The sequence below is a fragment of the Paraburkholderia sp. RL17-383-BIF-A genome (genome assembly GCF_046028015.1).
Lineage (GTDB): Bacteria > Pseudomonadota > Gammaproteobacteria > Burkholderiales > Burkholderiaceae > Paraburkholderia.
Map to the genome: position 1 here is coordinate 62,967 of NZ_JARESR010000013.1, position 14,004 is coordinate 76,970.

Consider the following 14,004-nt stretch of genomic DNA (forward strand, 5'->3'; position numbering starts at 1 on the left):
CATCTTGCGCCGGCCACGCCCGCGTCAGCGGCGCTCAGCCGTGCCCGAACAGCTTGACCAGCAAGCCGAACACACCGATCAGAACAGCGACACCCGCGAACAGCAGCACGAATGTGATAACGAGGATCAACGGTGCTTTCCAGCGGCTGGGTGTCGGCATGATCGAGTGGTCAGGTAAGGAGGGCGGGCAAAGCGGGATGCGCAGATGCGCTCCGCCGCCGTGCGTACAAGATCACGAGGATAAACGCATTCCCTTAATATGCGCTTACGTCTGGCGTAAGCGGCGTGATGCTGAGTGCCTGCGATATTGCGGACATGTAGTTGGCTCAAGCCGGGGGCGATTGCATCGAACCATGCCGCGCGCTTCCTGTCACACTGCGTGACGTGAACGGGCTCGCCGCCTGAAAAGCGGCATGGATTCCCGCTGCAATGAGGTTTGGCCTCTACGCTTTCGTTATGTCATCTGCGTGACAGGATGGCCGGGTGCGCTGATTTCTGCGCGCCCGCCGCATCACGAACCATCGCCGCCGCGCCCGCTAACCCGCCTGACCGTCCTTTTCAAGGAGTGACGCCGTGGCTGAAGCAACTTCCCGTCCTACGCCGCCGCAAGTTCTAGACGCCGATACGTTGCGCAACATGGATCGCTACTGGCGCGCCTGCAACTACCTCTCGGCCGGCATGATCTATCTGCGTGACAATCCGCTGCTGCGCGAACCGCTGAAGCCCGAACACATCAAGAACCGTTTGCTGGGCCATTGGGGTTCGGACCCGGGGCAGAGTTTCCTGTTGGTGCATCTTAACCGGCTGATCAGGAAGCTCGATCTGAATGTCATCTACGTGGCGGGTCCCGGTCACGGTGCGCCGGCCACGCTCGCGCATTGCTATCTGGAAGGGCATTACTCGGAAATCTATCCGGACCGCAGCGAAGACGAAGCCGGCATGCAGCGCTTCTTCCGGCAGTTCTCGTTTCCCGGCGGCATCGGCTCGCATTGCACACCCGAGACGCCCGGCTCGATCCACGAAGGCGGCGAACTCGGCTATAGCCTCTCGCACGGCTACGGCGCCGCGTTCGACAACCCCGATCTGATCGTCACCGTCATGATCGGCGACGGCGAAGCGGAAACCGGGCCGCTTGCCACCTCGTGGCACTCGAACAAATTCCTCAATCCGATCCGTGATGGCGCGGTGTTGCCGGTACTGCATCTGAACGGCTACAAGATCGCCAATCCGACCATTCTCGCGCGCATTCCCCGCGAAGAGCTGGAAGCCTTGCTGACCGGCTACGGCCACAAGCCATATTTCGTCGAAGGCGACGATCCCGCCGTCATGCATCAACAGATGGCGGCTACGCTCGAACAGTGCATCGGAGAAATCCGCGCGATCCAGCAGCATGCGCGCGAGAGCAACGACGCGTCGCGGCCCCGCTGGCCAATGATCGTGCTGCGTTCGCCCAAAGGCTGGACCGGCCCGAAGGAAGTCGACGGCCACAAGGTGGAAGGCTCGTGGCGCGCGCATCAGGTGCCGGTGCTCGATCCGGTGACCAATGGCAAGAGTCTGAAGCTGGTGGAAAGCTGGTTGCGCAGTTACGAGCCCGAGTCGCTGTTCGACGAAGCGGGGCGCCTCGTGCCGGAGTTGCGCGAGCTCGCCCCGAAGGGCGCGCGCCGGATCAGCGCGAATCCGCATGCGAACGGCGGCATGTTATGCAAGACGCTCGACATGCCGGCGTTTCGCGATTTCGCGGCCGCGGTGAAGAAACCGGGTGGCTCGTATCTATCGCCGACCGAGGTGCTCGGCAAGTTCCTGTGCGAAGTGATGCGCCGGAACATGACGAACTTTCGTGTGTTCGGCCCCGACGAAACCGCGAGCAACAAGCTGACCGCGATCTATGAAGCGTCCGCGAAAACCTGGCTCGCGCAGACCGTCCCGAGCGACGCGGACGGCGGCGAACTCTCGGTGGACGGCCGCGTGATGGAAATGCTCAGCGAACACACGCTCGAAGGCTGGTTCGAAGGCTATGTGCTGACCGGCCGGCACGGCCTGTTCGCCACCTACGAAGCGTTCGTGCACGTGATCGATTCCATGTTCAATCAGCACGCCAAGTGGCTGGAGAAGGCGAAACGCGATCTCGGCTGGCGCCAGCCGGTGCCGTCGATCAACCTGCTGATCACCTCGCTCGTGTGGCGGCAGGATCACAACGGCTTTACGCACCAGGACCCCGGTTTTCTCGATGTCGTTACGAACAAGAGCCCGGACGTGGTGCGTATCTATCTGCCGCCTGATGCGAACTGCCTGTTAAGCGTCGCCGATCATTGCTTGCGTTCGCGCGATTACGTCAACGTGATCGTCGCCGACAAGCAGCCGCATTTGCAGTATCTCGACATGGACTCGGCGGTCACGCATTGCACCAAGGGTATCGGCATCTGGGACTGGGCGTCGACGGATCAGGGCGTCGAGCCCGATGTGGTGATGGCCTGCGCGGGCGACATCGCGACCATGGAGGCGCTCGCCGCCGTGCAGATTCTGAAGGAGCAGTTCACCGACCTGAAGATCCGCTTTGTCAACGTGGTCGATCTGTTCCGGTTGATGCCGGAGCACGCGCATCCGCACGGCTTGTCCGACCGCGATTTCGATTCGTTGTTTACCGACACCAAACCGGTGATTTTCAATTTCCACTCGTATGCGTCGCTGGTTCACAAGCTGACTTATAACCGCACGAACCACGACAACCTGCATGTGCATGGTTATCACGAGAAGGGCAACATCAACACGCCGCTCGAACTGGCGATCATCAACCAGGTCGACCGCTTTTCGCTCGCGATCGACGTGATCGATCGCGTGCCGAAACTGCGCGGTGTCGGCGACCATGCGAAGGAATGGTTGCGTGGCCAGATCATCGAACATCTGGCGTATGCGCACGCTGAGGGCATCGACCGGGAAGAGATCCGCAACTGGACGTGGAAAGGCTGAGCGAGGCATGACCATGCGCACTCCAGACGGTGCTGACGATCAAACGATTCTGGTGTTGAACAGCGGTTCGTCGTCGCTGAAGTTCGGCTTGTTCCGGTACGCCGGTGGCGACGAATCGCTCCTGCTGGAAGGCAGCGCGGAAGGCATTGGACGCAGCGACGGCAGTTTGTGGATCAAGGCGCCCGACGGCCGTGTACTGCTGCAGCAGGAGCACGAACTGGAATCGCAGACCGACGCGCTGCAAAAGCTCGCGCAGGTGCTTGCGCAACAGCATCATGCGCGGCCTTCGGCGGTCGGGCATCGGGTGGTGCATGGCGGACCGCATTTGCGCATGCATCAGCGGATTAGCGCCGACGTGCGGCGTCAATTGCAGGACGCCGTGCACTTTGCGCCGCTGCACATTCCCCCGGCACTTGCGTTGATCGACGAGGCCGAGAAAATTTTCGACGATGCACCGCATTTCGCCTGTTTCGATACGGCGTTTCACGCCACGCTGCCGCCGCGCGCGGCACAACTCGCGTTGCCGCGCCGTTATGTGGAGGCCGGCGTGATGCGCTACGGTTTTCACGGGCTGTCTTATGAATCACTGGTGACGCGGCTCGGCGCCGACTTGCCGGCGCGCGCGGTGTTCGCGCATCTCGGCAACGGTTCGAGCGTGTGCGCGTTGCGCGACGGCCAGTCGATCGATACGTCGATGGGCCTGACGCCGACCGGCGGCGTGCCGATGGGCACACGCAGCGGCGATCTCGACCCGGGTGTGCTGCTGTATCTGATGCGCGTGGAGAGGCTCGATGCCGGCGCGTTGGAGACGCTGCTCAATCGCGAGAGCGGTCTTGCCGGCTACGCGGATGGCGAGAGCGATATGCAGGCGTTGGAAAAACGCGCTGCGGCGGGCGATGCGAATGCGTCGCTCGCGATCGATGCCTTTGCCACTGCGGTGCGTAAGACGATCGGCGGCTATGCGGCGTTGCTGGGCGGAATCGATTTGCTGGTGTTTACCGGCGGCATTGGAGAGCACAGCGAGGCGATTCGCACGCGCGTCTGCGACGGACTGGCTTTCATGGGACTAACCGAAGGCGACCCGGCGGGCAAGGTGAAGGCGATTCACACCGAAGAGGAAAAGCAGATCGCGCGGCATTGCCGCGCGCTTTTACGTCAGACAACCAAGGGCTGACTTCATTCGGGCTTGATGACAGTGTGATCCAGAACGCCTGTTACACCGAACAGGCGCGTCACGTCTTCGAGTGCAGCGGTGCGTTGCTGGTCGCGCTGCAACTCGCCATGCAGCGTGATACGGCCGCGCGAGACTTGGACCTTCACGGCATGCTCGGGAACCGCGGCGTCCCAGGCGAGACGCCGCGTCGCTTCCATGGCGATCTGTGCGTCGCTCAGGCGTGTGTTGTGTGCCTTGGTTTTTGCGGTGCGGGCGTGCGGCATGGGTTCTCCACCGGAGTAACACGGATAGAAGAACACTAGCAGAAATGGAGCATCTGCCATTGGACGACGGCGGCGATTTCACGCCACAGCCGCCGCCCAAACTCCCGCAGCACGGGGAGTTCAAATCTGGGGACGGCTGTGATGTCGAGCCACCGCCGTTAGCGAAACCGCCGCATCACGCCTACTGAATCGCGCCCGCGAGTGCCTGGGCGGTTGCGGCCGACAAGGTCCAGCCCAAATGTCCGTGCCCGGTGTTGTAGAACACGCCACGCCGTTTTCCACGGCCCACCTTGGGCAGCATGCTCGGCAGCATCGGCCGCAAGCCCGCCCACGGAATCACGCGCGAGGTCGATACCTCGGGGAAATACCGCCGCGTCCAGTCCACTAGCGGTGCAATCCGGTCCGAACGGATATCCCGGTTGAAGCCGTTGATCTCCGCCGTGCCGGCCACGCGAAAGCGATCCACGCCCAGGCGGCTCGTCACGATCTTCGCGCTGTCGTCGAGCAGGCTCACCCAAGGGGCGCGCTGCTGGCTGATTTCGTCATCGAGACAAACAGTGATCGAATAGCCCTTCACCGGATAGATATTCACGTGGTCGCCGAGCATGGCTGCAAAATCGCGGCTCTTCACCCCGGCGCAGACGACGATCCGTTCGAACGCAAAGCGCTGCGATTCGCCTTCGAGATTGACCGCCAGTGTAAAACGGCCCTCGGCAGGCTGCTCGATCGAGGTGATCTCGGCATCGTAATGAAATTCGACGCCGTGCCGCACGCACGCCTGAGCAAGGCCGCGCGTGAACTTGTGAATATCGCCGGTCGAATCGGACGGCGTGAAGAATCCGCCGTAAAAATCGCCGTGCAGCGTGGGTTCGATGCCATGCAGCTCGCTCGCCGTCACCGGGCTGCGCTCGAGGCCGCCTTCGCGCAGCAATGCGTTCACCTTGCTGGCGGCATCGAATTCCTTGCGCGTCTTGTAGATATGCAGAATGCCGCGCCGTTCGAGATCGAAGTCGATGCCTTCGGTTTCGGCAATCGAAAACAGATGCTCGCGCGCGGCGATCGCGAGCCGCACGGTTTCGACGGTGTTCGCCCGATAGTGCGGAATCTGCCGCAGGAATTCGCCCATCCACGAGTACTTGTGCCAGGTGGGTGTGGGATTGAGCAACAGCGGGGCGTCGCGCGTGAGCATCCAGCGCAGGCCTTTCATGACGGTGGCCGCGCTGTTCCAGACTTCGGCATTGCTGGCGGACAACTGCCCGCCGTTGGCGAACGAGGTCTCCATCGCCGCATAGCGGTGGCGTTCGAAAACGGTGACGTGGTGGCCGCGCTGGGCGAGGGCGTGAGCGGTCGTGACGCCGGTAATGCCGGCGCCGATAATGGCGATTCGTGACATGTCATGGTCCAGAGTAGTTGAGCATCACCGGTGTCGATTTCATGTCGAAACCGGCGTCGATGCCCCATCTGTCCATGTACCTGAGAGTTTCTTCCCCGCGGCGGCCGGCCCGTCATGAGTGATGAGCCGTGCGCGGAGAATCCCCTTCGGTGGGCGCACGCGGTATGCCGGTGCGCCGCTCTCCAGATGTTCCTGCTGCGCGGTCCTTTTGCCTGAGAGTTTCCGGGGCGGTTGCTCCGTCGGCGTCGTCCGAATTTCTGACGATCTCTCCCGCGCTGCATTGCAGAACGGCTCGACGATACCGTTCAAAATAATTCGCCGCAAGTGTTTCGTGCGAGTCACCGCGCAAGAAGTGGCCAGAAGCGCCGCAATTGAACATGAATGCGGCTCATACGCCAATGCGAATTTCTCAAGCCGGCCGCGAAGCTGAAATCGGCGGCATCGGCTATATTTGGCGGCACTGTCCGACTTTCATTCGCCAAGGAGAATGCCGTGCCCGCCCTCACAACGCTGCTCGCCTTCGGTCTGGTCTCGCTCGGCATGGTGCTCACGCCCGGGCCGAACATGATCTACCTGATCTCGCGATCGCTCTGTCAGGGGCGTCGCGCGGGCCTCGTTTCTCTTGGCGGCGTCGCGCTCGGCTACGTGTTCTACATGTTCTGCGCGGCGTTCGGCATTACCGCGCTGCTGCTGACGGTGCCCTACGCGTACGACGCATTGCGTTTCGGCGGCGCGCTCTATCTGTTGTATCTGGCCTGGCAAGCGGTCAAACCGGGCGGCCGTTCGCCGTTCCAGGTGCGCGACCTGCCGCACGACAGCCGCAGCAAGCTCTTCACCATGGGGCTCGTCACCAACCTCGCGAATCCGAAGATCGCGGTGATGTACCTGTCGCTGCTGCCGCAGTTCATTTCGCCGGGGCACGGCAGCGTGCTCGCGCAGTCGATCGCGCTCGGCTGCGTGCAGATCGTCATCAGCGTGACGGTCAATGCGCTGATCGCGAGCATGGCGGGCTCGATTGCCGTGTTTCTCGCCGGGCGGCCGGTGTGGTTGCTGGTGCAGCGCTGGTTGATGGGCACCGTGCTCGCCGGACTTGCGGTCCGCATTGCGCTCGATTCGCGCCGTTGAGCGCATCTTGCATCTCTCATCTCGAACACAAAGGCATGCTCATGTCCGACTTTCCCATCGACAACCCGTTTCTCGAATCGCTCGGCGTTCGCCTGACGCAATGGCGCGACGGTTACGCGGAACTGGTCATGCCGATCGATGCCAGCAAGCTCAATCGCCAGGGCGTGCTGCAAGGCGGCGCGATCGCGACGCTGCTCGATGCGTCGGCGGGTTATGCGGGCATCTTCGCGCCGAGCGGCGACCCGGCCCGGCATGCGTTCACGCTGTCGCTGACCACCAACTATCTCGACAAGGGACTCGGTGAACTGGTCACCGCCAAGGGTTTTCTGGAGCGCGCGGGCCGCTCGATTTTTTTCTCGCGCAGCGAGGCGTGGGTGGACGGCAAGCTGCTGATCGCCAGCGCGCAGGGCACGTTCAAATATTCGAAGACCGCGTGAGGCGCACAGGCCGGGCCCGCGCTTCGCTCATAGCGCCTTGTACATGATGGTGGTCGAGTCGAACTCATGGGTGTGCGTGCCACGCGCGTATCCCGGGATCACACCTGCTGTCCGATAACCCAGTGCGCTATAGAGCGGCTCGGCGTGGTCGCCGGTGCGGGTGTCGAGCGTGAGCAGGCTGCGCTGCAATCCATGCGCATGGCGTTCGAGTTCCGTCATCAGCGCCCGCGCAATGCCCTGACGGCGGAACGCCGGATGGACCAGCAGTTTGCGCACCTCGGCGCGATGCCGCTGATTCGGCATCGTGTCGTAATCCAGTTGCACGGTGCCCGCAATCGCTTCGCCCTGACGCGCGACCAGCAGCACGAGGCCGCCGGCACGCAACGAAGGCAGCACTTTGCCGCGCCAGAACGCCTCGCACTCGTCGGCGCCACACGGCATCACGAAGCCGACGCTGGCCCCGTCATGCACGCAGGCGCCCAGCAGCGCGCCGAGTTCAGGGAGATGACGCACGAGGTCGTCGGCGGAGAAAGGGGTGAGGGTGGTCGCGCTCATGCTGGCTCACACGATGAACAGAAGATAGCGGGCCGCGCGGTGCGCGGGCGTCACGAAAGCGCTGGGGCCGAACAGTTGGTAGCGCAGGCAGTCGCCGGGTTGCAGGTTGTGGCGCTGGCCGTCCACGGTGATCTGCAACTGCCCTTCCAGCAGGATCAGATGATGTTCGAGGCCGGGCCGTGGCGACGCGTCGTAGGTAATGCGCACGCCGGCGTCGAGTTCGCATTCCAGCGCCTCGCCGCTCAACGCCTGCGCGGGTGGCGACACGGAACGCCGCCGGAAGCCGATGCTGGCGTCGGTCCAGAGCGGCTGGGCGTCGCGCGGCACGAGCGGCGCGAAGTCCTCCTCGACCATGTGCATGAGGCGCGACATGGGCAGGCCGTAAGCCACGCAGAGTTTGCCGAGCACGCTCGCCGTGGGGCTGACGGCGGCGTTTTCGAGGCGCGAGAGGGTTGCGCGACTCACGCCGCTCAGTTTCGCGAGATCGTCGAGCGACCAGTTACGCTCGGCGCGCAGCGCCCGCAGCCGCTGGGCGATACGGCGGTCGATGGCGTTGTCGTCGGAGAGTGGGGTTTCCATATTCGGGAAAATATCTCGAATATGGAAATCGGTCAATGAGGACAAAAATCGGATCTGTCCGGCTGACGCGGACCAACCGTCCGATAGCCGGCCAGGAGCGCGACTTACTCGTGCCTTGTCATACGCAGCATCGACGTGTCGTAACCCAGCGCGCGGACCCGCTCGATCAGCGCGTCTTTCACGCTCGCAGCCGGCGTGGCCTCACGCGTGAGGATCCACAGATAACGTCCGCTCGGCTCGCCGACGATCGACCAGCTATAGTCGTCCGCGTGATCTAGCACCCAGTAGTCGCCGAAGAAGAATGGGCCGAAGAACGACACCTTCAACTTGGCATTGCCCGAATCGGCGACCACCTTCGCGCGGCCCTTCGCGACGTCCAGCGGACCGTTCACCGCGCCTTGGTGGCAACTGTTGACCACGTCGATCAGGCCGTCGTCGCGCGTGGCGTACTCTGCGGTGACCGCTTCGCAATCGCGCTCAAAGCGGTTTTCATAGCGCGCCAGTTCATACCATCGGCCGAGATAGCGGCTGAGGTCCACGGGCTTCGCGGGCTCGGGCACGTGCGCGTTGCCGCTCTTGCCGGCCGGGCTGAGCGCGCACGCGCCAAGCAGGCAGACTGCGCCGACCACGAGTGAAATGGCGCTCAGGCGCAGGACCGGTTGACGGCGTAGGGGCATTGATCGACTCCATTAGCAAAGGATGTTCTGTGACAGCACGCCCCGTGCCAGACGGCCGCGCGCGCGCCCGGCCGTGGCGGAGATGGGTACACCTTCGCGGCCGTGGCCGTTTATCATAGTGCCCACCAACCAGAAAGCGCCGCCCGGCTGTGCAACGGTAAGGCAACATCCACGAGACCCGGCGGCTCATGCCGCGACATCATCCATGAATTCCACTCCCGACACTTCTTCCCGCCCTTCGATCCGCGCGTTGACCCTGCTTGAAGGACGCGTACTCGGCGTGCTCGTCGAAAAGCAGCACACGGTGCCGGACAGCTATCCGCTTTCGCTCAACGCGCTGACCTTGGGCTGCAATCAGAAGACCGGCCGCGCGCCGGTCATGAACGCCACCGAAGCCGAGGTGCTGACCGCCGTCGACGGCTTGAAACGGTTGAGCCTCGTGATGGAGGGCAGCAGCAGCCGCGTGCCGCGCTTCGAACACAACATGAACCGTGTGCTGGGTTTGCCGAGCCAGTCGGCGGCGCTGCTCACCACCTTGCTGCTGCGCGGCCCGCAAACCGCCGCCGAATTGCGGCTCAATAGCGCGCGTCTGCATGGTTTTGCCGATATCTCGTCGGTCGAGGCGTTTCTCGACGAACTCGCGGCCAACGACCCGCCACGGGTCGTGAAACTCGCGCGCACGCCGGGCGAGCGCGAGAACCGCTGGACACATTTGCTGTGCGGCGAAGTGAGTGCGAGCGAGCTGGCGCAGCCAGGCGCCGAAGACGACGCCGTGCCGCTGTCCGCGTTCGAGGCGGTCAAGGCCGAACAGAAGCGCCTTGCCGACGAAGTGAGCCGGTTGCAGGCCGTGGTGCGCCGCATGGCGGCGGAGTTGGGTATTGATGCCGGAGATCTGACGGCCGGCGAATGAGGCTTACGCGTCGCGGCTGCGCGGCGTATCCGCGGACAGCGTGCGTTGGGTGCGATAAAAGACGCGCGGCGGCACGTTGGGCGAGTCTTCGGCGAGCCGGTCGAGTTCGTCGCGGATCGCGCTGAGATAGTGGCCGTCACGCGCATCGGCGTCGCCGGCAAAGACCGCTTCGAGTCTGCGGCGCACCGCGCCATAGCGCGCGCCGGCGGCGCGATGCTTTTCGGCGCGTTCGGCGTAGCGCAGGAACGTTTGCAGCGCGGAGGCGACGGCGGCCGCCACGCTCACGAAGCCGATAAAAATCTTCAGTTCCGGCGAGACGGCTGACGCGTGCAGGGACGCAAACACAGCCGTTCCCACGAAGGCGGTCAACGCGGTGGCAAGCCAGCCGACCTGGCGGTCACGCGCCGATAGCAGATCCGCCATGTCGTAGTGGCTCATCTGGGATTCGCGCGCACGGCGAATCCACTTCAGCAGAAGCTGGTTTTCGTCGACCGGAGGCTCGTAGGCAGGCAGGTTCTTCATGTCGCTCGTCAGGGCAGTTCGATTGCGCAAGCTTAGCGCATGCGCCTGACGACACTGTGCCACATGAAGACGGCGAGCCTCACCAGGAGGCCGGCTGGCCGTGGTTATGCCGCTGCCGCTATCTCCGTCTGCCGCGCCACTCCGAAGCGCTCGTTATGCGCGTTGCCATTCAGGTAGAAGTCACCAATCGCGGCCTCGCGAATGATCGCCGGATTGTGCGACGCCAGCACGCGCGCATTGCGCCAGTAGCGATCGAAGCGGCGCGTCTCGCTGGTGGCCGATGCGCCGCCCACTTCGAACAGCAGCGTCGCCGCTTGCAAGGTCTGCTCGATGACGATCTGCTGCGCCTGGAAAGTCTGGATGTCGAGGTGAATGTAAGTCTGTTCGTCGGCACGGCCTTCCTCGCGCGCGACGGAGACTTCATCGATGGCGCGCGCGAGCGACGTGTTGATGCTTTGCGTCGAATAAGCGAGGCTCGCAAGCCGGCCGACCACGCGCTGCACGAGCGGATTGTCGCGCGGACTCGACGCGCCCGGCACGCCGAAGGTTCGGGTTTTGGTCTGCGTGAACGCGACCGCATCGCGCAGCGCGGCGCGGCTGATGCCCGCGAGGTTCGCGACATGCAGCGCCTGATAGTAAGCCGTGAGCAGGCTGTTGCGACGCGGTTCGGCGGCGTTATAGCGGCGGTAGAGGTTATCGAGCGAGACCGGCACCTGCGTGAAGCGCGCCGTGCCGCTGCCGGTGAGGCGCTGCCCGAAGCCGTCCCAATCGTCGATACGTTCGAGGCCCGGCGCGTCGGATTCCACGAGCACGCGCAGGTCGCTCGAACCGTCGTGCGCGGTGACGTCGACCCAGTCGGCGTAGAGCGTGCCGGTGGTGTAGTACTTCTCGCCGTCGAGATGCCATGCGCCATTGGTCTGCGTCAGGCGCACGCTGTTGTTGGTGACGCCCGTGCGCTCGGACACCGCGCCGCCGACAATCTGACCTTGCGCCACCCGCGTAAGCCAACGCTCACGCAGCGATTCGTCGCCGTTTTCCAGCAGCGCTTCGATAAAGCCGCCATGCACGCGCAGGATTTGCGGCAGATTCGAGTCCGCCTCGCCGAGACGCGTGACCAGCGCGAAGAATTGCGTGAGCGAGATGCCTTCGCCGCCGTATTTTTTGGGCACGCGCAGCCGCGTGTAGCCCGCTTCACGCAGCCATTCCACCGGCGCGTAAGCGAGTTCGCGCTGTTGCTCGCGCTCGACCGCGCCTTCCGCGATACGGGCGAAGACGGGAGCGAAGCGGCGCGTCAGCGGATCGTCGCCGAAGAGTTGTGCGGCATCGGCGATGCTGTGGTCAGCGTGGGTTGGCGATTCGACTGCGGACATGGGTTCTCCGAAACGAGGCGCGCGTGAGGCGCAATCAGAGAACGGTAAGGGACGGGGCGGGTGCGAGCAACGAAGTATTTGGCCGATTCTTAGCAGCGGGAGTGAAATGCCTGCCGGGCAGCGCCTGGAATCGGCGGAGAACGCGCCTATTGCAATCCCGCCACCGCGCGCCTGCGCGCCAGCAATCGCACGGCGAGCAGGCACACGCCCATCACCGTCAGCGACAACACCGTCGTCATGGTGCCCAGCGCGTAGATCACTGGTGTGGTCACCGACGTGGTGAGACCCTGAAGCTCGAGCGGCAAGGTGTTCTGATCGCCGATCGCCTGCGAGGTGCGGGCAATCTCGTCCCATGAGAGCGTGAAGCCGAACATGGCCACGCCCACCACCGAGGGGCCGATGATCGGCAGCACCACGTGCCGGAAACTCTGCCACGGCGTCGCGCCGAGATCGCGGGATGCTTCTTCGTAAGCCGGATTGAAGCGGTTGAACACCGCGAACATGACCAGCAAACCGAACGGCAGCGTCCACGTGAGATGCGCGCCGAGCGCGGATGTGAAGAGGCCCATCGAGGTGGTGTAGGTATCGGCGAACGACTGATAGCCCCAGGCCGTGGCCAGGTACTTCACGCCGTTATCGAGCAGGCGGAACGTTAGACCGATGCCGAGCGAAACGATAATGGACGGCATGATCAGGCTCGCCACGGAGACGTAGAACACTGCCGTATCGCCGCGAAATTTTCGGCGAAAGGCAAGGCCCGCCGCGACGGAGAACAGCACCGTCAGCACCGTGACAGCCACAGCGAGCCGCACGGAGCGCACGAACGCGGACCAGATATCCACATCCCCCACGCCGTCGCGCAGCACGGAGAACCAGTGCAGCGACACGCCGCGCATGGGAAACGTGAGGCCGCCTTCCGGACCCTGAAACGACAGGATGAAAATGGTGATCACGGGTCCGTACAGGAACAGCACGAACAGGCCGAACAGGAGCGCCAGCCAATAGAAACTCGCCGGGCGGCGCTCGCGATGTTTGAGGGCATTGGCCTGCATCTTCACAGCTCCTTGCGGATGTCGACGACCCGCGTCAAACCCCACACGATCATCAGCACCACGGCGAGCAAGATGATTGCATTGGCCGCCGCGGCGGGAAATTGCAGGTAGCCGGTCTGCACCTGAATGATCTTGCCTACCGAGGCGATCTGCTGGCCGCCCATCACGCCGACGGTCAGAAAATCGCCCATCACGATCGTAATCACGAAGATCGAGCCGATCACAATGCCGGTTTTCGACAGCGGCAGCACCACGTCGCGCACCACTTGCCAGCCGCTCGCGCCGGCGTCGCGCGCGGCTTCGAGCAGCGACCGGTCGATCCGCATCATCGCGTTGAAGATCGGCACGATCATGAAGAACGTGTAGAGGTGAACGAACGCGAGCACTACCGAAAAGTTCGAATACAGCAGCCATTCCAGCGGCTGATCGATCAGATGCGCGCCGAGCAGCGCCTGATTGACGAGACCGTTGCGGCCGAGCAGCGGCATCCATGAAATCATGCGGATCACGTTCGAGGTCCAGAACGGAATCGTGCAGACGAGGAACAGCACGGTCTGCATGCTCGTGGTGCGCACATGAAAGGCGAGAAAGTAGGCGATGGAAAAACCCAGCAGCAAGGTCACCGCCCACACGATCGCGCAGAACTTAAGCGTCGACCAGTACGTCTTGAAGGTGACGCAGAGGTCCGTCATCGACGAACAACCGTTGAAGATCGCCGTGTAGTTCTTCAGCGTGAACGCGGGGATGATCTGGTATTCGTTGAAGTCCCAGAAGCTGACGATCAGCGTGATGACCAGCGGCACGATAAAAAACAGCAGGAAGGTCAGCGAGAGCGGCGTCGCCTGCAACCATGCCGGCGCGCGGCGATGTTTGACGGGCGCGCCCTGCGCGTGCGAGGGAAGGTCGATCGTTGCCATGGGCGTATTTCTAAGGAGTGACGGTGCGTGCGGATAGCGGATGAGAACCGGCGCGGCGGGCGC

15 protein-coding genes and 1 riboswitch are annotated in these 14,004 nt (G+C 63.5%); of the genes, 5 read left to right on the forward strand and 10 right to left on the reverse strand.

Annotated elements, in window-relative coordinates:
* Positions 1-34: 34 nt before the first annotated feature.
* Positions 35-160 carry a hypothetical protein gene (locus tag P0D71_RS17060; protein ID WP_286162203.1) on the reverse strand — a complete coding sequence of 42 codons (126 nt, stop codon included), beginning with the start codon at positions 158-160 and terminating at the stop codon, positions 35-37.
* Between the two features lie 413 nt (positions 161-573).
* Between P0D71_RS17060 and P0D71_RS17065 the strand changes: the two genes are divergently transcribed.
* Together P0D71_RS17065 and P0D71_RS17070 are read left to right on the forward strand one after the other, a co-directional pair.
* Positions 574-2,967, forward strand: a complete 2,394-nt coding sequence (locus P0D71_RS17065; RefSeq protein ID WP_408481153.1) for a phosphoketolase family protein — start codon at positions 574-576, stop codon at positions 2,965-2,967.
* A gap of 13 nt (positions 2,968-2,980) precedes the next feature.
* Positions 2,981-4,141: an acetate/propionate family kinase gene (locus P0D71_RS17070; RefSeq protein WP_408481155.1), complete on the forward strand. Its 1,161-nt coding sequence runs from the start codon at positions 2,981-2,983 to the stop codon at positions 4,139-4,141.
* Between the two features lie 2 nt (positions 4,142-4,143).
* On the opposite strand, the gene P0D71_RS17075 is transcribed toward P0D71_RS17070, so the two are convergent.
* Both P0D71_RS17075 and P0D71_RS17080 read right to left on the reverse strand, forming a co-directional pair.
* Positions 4,144-4,404: a BON domain-containing protein gene (locus tag P0D71_RS17075; RefSeq protein ID WP_408345899.1), complete on the reverse strand. Its 261-nt coding sequence runs from the start codon at positions 4,402-4,404 to the stop codon at positions 4,144-4,146.
* A gap of 181 nt (positions 4,405-4,585) precedes the next feature.
* The gene (locus tag P0D71_RS17080) at positions 4,586-5,797 is read right to left on the reverse strand and encodes a D-amino acid dehydrogenase (protein ID WP_091808326.1); all 1,212 of its coding nucleotides are present in this window, start codon (positions 5,795-5,797) and stop codon (positions 4,586-4,588) included.
* A 190-nt stretch (positions 5,798-5,987) separates the two neighbouring features.
* Positions 5,988-6,080: riboswitch (glycine riboswitch) on the reverse strand.
* A 209-nt stretch (positions 6,081-6,289) separates the two neighbouring features.
* On the opposite strand from P0D71_RS17080, the gene P0D71_RS17085 reads away from it, so the two are divergent.
* Together P0D71_RS17085 and P0D71_RS17090 are read left to right on the forward strand one after the other, a co-directional pair.
* Positions 6,290-6,922 carry a LysE family translocator gene (locus P0D71_RS17085; RefSeq protein WP_408183923.1) on the forward strand — a complete coding sequence of 211 codons (633 nt, stop codon included), beginning with the start codon at positions 6,290-6,292 and terminating at the stop codon, positions 6,920-6,922.
* Between the two features lie 41 nt (positions 6,923-6,963).
* Positions 6,964-7,359 (forward strand): PaaI family thioesterase, encoded by a 396-nt coding sequence (locus P0D71_RS17090; RefSeq protein ID WP_091809312.1) that lies wholly within the window; start codon positions 6,964-6,966, stop codon positions 7,357-7,359.
* Between the two features lie 27 nt (positions 7,360-7,386).
* Here P0D71_RS17090 and P0D71_RS17095 read toward each other — a convergent pair whose 3' ends face one another.
* The 3 genes from P0D71_RS17095 to P0D71_RS17105 all read right to left on the reverse strand — a co-directional run bounded on the left by P0D71_RS17095 (position 7,387) and on the right by P0D71_RS17105 (position 9,170).
* Positions 7,387-7,914, reverse strand: coding sequence for a GNAT family N-acetyltransferase (locus P0D71_RS17095; protein WP_408481158.1), 528 nt, complete (start codon positions 7,912-7,914; stop codon positions 7,387-7,389).
* Between the two features lie 6 nt (positions 7,915-7,920).
* Positions 7,921-8,493 (reverse strand): helix-turn-helix domain-containing protein, encoded by a 573-nt coding sequence (locus P0D71_RS17100; protein ID WP_408481160.1) that lies wholly within the window; start codon positions 8,491-8,493, stop codon positions 7,921-7,923.
* Between the two features lie 104 nt (positions 8,494-8,597).
* Positions 8,598-9,170 carry a lipocalin family protein gene (locus tag P0D71_RS17105; RefSeq protein ID WP_408183920.1) on the reverse strand — a complete coding sequence of 191 codons (573 nt, stop codon included), beginning with the start codon at positions 9,168-9,170 and terminating at the stop codon, positions 8,598-8,600.
* Positions 9,171-9,375: 205 nt separating this feature from the next.
* Between P0D71_RS17105 and P0D71_RS17110 the strand changes: the two genes are divergently transcribed.
* The gene (locus tag P0D71_RS17110; protein WP_091808336.1) at positions 9,376-10,080 is read left to right on the forward strand and encodes a YceH family protein; all 705 of its coding nucleotides are present in this window, start codon (positions 9,376-9,378) and stop codon (positions 10,078-10,080) included.
* Between the two features lie 3 nt (positions 10,081-10,083).
* On the opposite strand, the gene P0D71_RS17115 is transcribed toward P0D71_RS17110, so the two are convergent.
* The 4 genes from P0D71_RS17115 to P0D71_RS17130 form a co-directional block, all read right to left on the reverse strand.
* Positions 10,084-10,602: an SLATT domain-containing protein gene (locus P0D71_RS17115; RefSeq protein ID WP_408345887.1), complete on the reverse strand. Its 519-nt coding sequence runs from the start codon at positions 10,600-10,602 to the stop codon at positions 10,084-10,086.
* A gap of 104 nt (positions 10,603-10,706) precedes the next feature.
* Entirely contained in the window at positions 10,707-11,972 is a 1,266-nt protein-coding gene (locus tag P0D71_RS17120; RefSeq protein ID WP_408481162.1) for an acyl-CoA dehydrogenase family protein, read from the reverse strand.
* A 146-nt stretch (positions 11,973-12,118) separates the two neighbouring features.
* Positions 12,119-13,024, reverse strand: coding sequence for an ABC transporter permease (locus P0D71_RS17125; protein WP_408481164.1), 906 nt, complete (start codon positions 13,022-13,024; stop codon positions 12,119-12,121).
* A gap of 2 nt (positions 13,025-13,026) precedes the next feature.
* On the reverse strand, positions 13,027-13,941 hold the full coding sequence (locus tag P0D71_RS17130; protein WP_408481166.1) for an ABC transporter permease: 915 nt from the start codon (positions 13,939-13,941) through the stop codon (positions 13,027-13,029).
* Positions 13,942-14,004 lie beyond the last annotated feature (63 nt).